The organism is Oligoflexus sp., from assembly GCF_035638955.1.
Taxonomy (GTDB): domain Bacteria; phylum Bdellovibrionota_B; class Oligoflexia; order Oligoflexales; family Oligoflexaceae; genus Oligoflexus.
On sequence record NZ_DASQYZ010000513.1, the window covers coordinates 1 to 2,867 of the forward strand.

Genomic DNA, 2,867 nt, shown 5'->3' on the forward strand with positions numbered 1-2,867 from the left:
GGTAACTTCGAGGACAACCTCCACCTTTTGCAGGCGTTCGATCACGTTTTCGAGCTTGGCCTTGAAGCTGTCGACACTATCCCGGAGAGACTTCATCGAATTGAGAAGAAAAAGAATCATTGGGATTCCGCCCGATGCACCCACCGCCAGTGATTGAAGAGTGTCTGTATTCAGGTCCATGACCGTCCCTATACTGAAGTGCATGTACTCAATTGAGATACGAAACCGGTTGGCCTGCCTTCAATCCAAACACTGAATTCGGGCTGGGAAGGATTGCTTCCACAAGGTTTCTTCCGGCATCACAAAAGTTATCCGCTTTTTCACAAATAGCCGGATTCATAACTGACATCCCTCCAAGTCTCTTCTTCACAGATTTCGCAATTCCATAGGCCGTCACGGCAGCTTTTTGAACCGCGTGAGCATTGCGTTCCTTTGGGTTCATGTCCTTGATCAGAAGTTTTTTGACGATAGCCCTGTACTGCGGACCTTCAAAAATATTGACCCCGGCAAATTCAATTTCCACTACGCTATGCCGGTATTTTTTCCCGGCCTTGCCACCTCTTTCAATGAATTCGACTGTGGCGCCGAGCCTGGCCCTGGTCTCCTGAAGCTGGAGTTCCATCTCTTTCAATAGATTACTGGTCTCAAGGCTCGCGCGAGCCAGCTCTTCCGCTTTCTCCGCGATAGCACTACGCTCGACTTCCAGGAGTCTGCATTGAGTCAGCAGCTGATCGCGTTCGCTCTCAAGCTCTGCAAACTTCTCCGCGTATTCCCAAAGCTGGCGATAGACTGCCCATGCCTCCAGTGTGTCGATGACTTTGACGAGTTCCTGAACGCTTTCCTTCGGCAGAAAAAGGACCGACCTGGCAAATATCGGAATCACATCTGCGCCCAATTCGCTACGCATTCGGTGCGCAACCACTGATTGCGCACCGATGGCACGGCTGCGAATGTGCTTTCGTAAGCCACTTTCAGAGATATTCAGCAATTCTGACAGATGGGTGGATAGCATTCCTTCGCTGCCATCCAACCGAATGACCCTGGCCATTAACGTGTCAGCGCGAAGACGGACTTCCCTATGGATCAGCTCGATCTCCGAGTAGTTCACATCAGGATTTGCTGGTTTTCGTATGATATTGGGCTCGCTCATTATGGCTCCAATTTTTTTTAAACCGCTGCATCAAGGCAGCTTGTGACTTCGATCTCAATCCACCCCGGTACATCCTCGGGCGCAAACTTCTTAAGGCATCGGCTGTCCACGATCCGGGAATCGTTCACCCAAAGGACACCTTCAAGCGCATCGCCGATCAGCTTATGAATGTTGTCGGCGTCGGGTTTGGTGTCCGCCCAGATATCGCGCTTTTTGGTTTTGGGACGCCTCCGCCACGCCGTGATCACAAGGCGCAAAGGGCAGTCCAGCAGTGGGCCCTGGTATTGGCGACGAACGGAATCCGCAATCGCCTCCATCGCCGCGCGTGTCTCAGGATGCTTATGAACACCGAAGCGGGAGCGCCGGGCCTCTTTTTTTCCCATGGGCTCCATCTCTATTCTGAATTTCAAAGCGGGCAAGTTTTGCCCTCCGTGGCAGTGTTATTATTTTTATTAACGAAGCATGAGTCGCACAAAGTGAATACCTCTTAACCCGTATATCCCCGGACATACGGGGCTTTTTTCCATTTGCGATCCATCACTTAATTCAACCCTGCTAATTGCCGATATTTTGACTGGAGAGCCCAACTCCATGTTACAGGACTCCCGTCCAGGCTCGCATCGGTTACATCATGGACGGGAGCCCATTATTATAGGGAGGTAACGCGCTTCGAAAACCCACTGCTATGCAGAGTACTTTCATGACACTTTTTTCCCCGGGATTTTCTCTATGAATCCTGGGATTTTTTATTGTGCTAACAATGGAACATCTGCCGCCAGCTCCTGATCCCCCATGGAGCATTCATAGCTCCCCCTGACCAAGCGCCTCAAGCACTTTAGAGGCATCATGTGAGACCAATATCTCACCCCCGGTGGTGAAAATTGTGCAGGATACCTGTTTGCTCTCAAAGCTGCTGCGATACGGCACATATCTGCCGCTGGCCTTCACAGAGATCACCGATGATTTTCGAATCCAGATGGGCGTTCCAAATTCGCAGGTAAGCTCCATGAGTGGCGACACCTCGATGCGCTCATCCAGAAGGGACTCTGTCCCGGATTCTTCTGTGGTATCCTCCATTTCATGTTCCAGTTTTTCTGCGCCTTCGCTCATAACCTTCTTCTCCGGTAGTGACATTCGCTCGCCTCACGTCCGAGGCTTTGTGCGGGAATTTTTTTCATCAAACACTGTTCTTTTTTTGCCCGAGTAAAAACCAATAACGAAACCTGCTGTGAAGATCGCGAAGGGCAGCCAGAAGAGAAGAATAATTGCGCCGATCATATGAGCGCCTCTGCAGTCCTTGCATGGCCAAGGGCCTCATCAGCCAGCTCTTCAAGTCTTGCACGGACCTCGCCCGCTGGGGCACCGTCCACCGCGGCCGTAATTTCCGGCCAGAGACCCTCGGGCACTTTCAGCTCCCGAAGAATTTCGCATATGCGCTGCAGAATCCGCGCATCATTAATGGAAACAGGACTCAGCGCATTTTTGCGCTCAGCTTCCGGCTTCAGTTCCTCGGCCCGCGACCAGGCGAGGAGCTCCCGGCCCGTTGCCTCGGACGGCACAAACTCCGGCCTTCCGTGGAAAATCCCGGCACGATCCTTTTCGATTGTGGCCATGTGGTTTCGGTTGAGACCAATATTGACATCAAGTTCATACTCGAAGCCCTCGCGCATCTCGGACTTCATGCCGGCCTTTTCAACCTTTTTACGCCCGCCTTCCT

General features: G+C 51.9%; 3 protein-coding genes and 1 pseudogene. All 4 read right to left on the reverse strand.

Going from position 1 to position 2,867, the window contains the following annotated elements:
• Window positions 1-208: 208 nt before the first annotated feature.
• Window positions 209-1,150 carry a hypothetical protein gene (locus VE954_RS42155; protein ID WP_324964591.1) on the reverse strand — a complete coding sequence of 314 codons (942 nt, stop codon included), beginning with the start codon at window positions 1,148-1,150 and terminating at the stop codon, window positions 209-211.
• A gap of 17 nt (window positions 1,151-1,167) precedes the next feature.
• A complete protein-coding gene (locus tag VE954_RS42160) occupies window positions 1,168-1,533 on the reverse strand; it encodes a RusA family crossover junction endodeoxyribonuclease (RefSeq protein WP_324964593.1) in 366 nt (121 codons plus the stop codon).
• A 418-nt stretch (window positions 1,534-1,951) separates the two neighbouring features.
• Complete coding sequence (locus VE954_RS42165; protein WP_324964595.1) at window positions 1,952-2,260, reverse strand: hypothetical protein; 309 nt, start codon at window positions 2,258-2,260, stop codon at window positions 1,952-1,954.
• 164 nt (window positions 2,261-2,424) lie between these two features.
• A pseudogene (locus VE954_RS42170) lies at window positions 2,425-2,867 on the reverse strand (hypothetical protein); the annotation flags it as partial.

What these genes read in the sequence shown, in the direction of transcription:
- VE954_RS42160 (WP_324964593.1), bottom strand. Translation starts at nt 1,533, where the DNA reads ATGGGAAAAAAAGAGGCCCGGCGCTCCCGCTTCGGTGTTCATAAGCAT.
- VE954_RS42165 (WP_324964595.1), bottom strand. Translation starts at nt 2,260, where the DNA reads ATGAGCGAAGGCGCAGAAAAACTGGAACATGAAATGGAGGATACCACA.
- VE954_RS42155 (WP_324964591.1), bottom strand. Translation starts at nt 1,150, where the DNA reads ATGAGCGAGCCCAATATCATACGAAAACCAGCAAATCCTGATGTGAAC.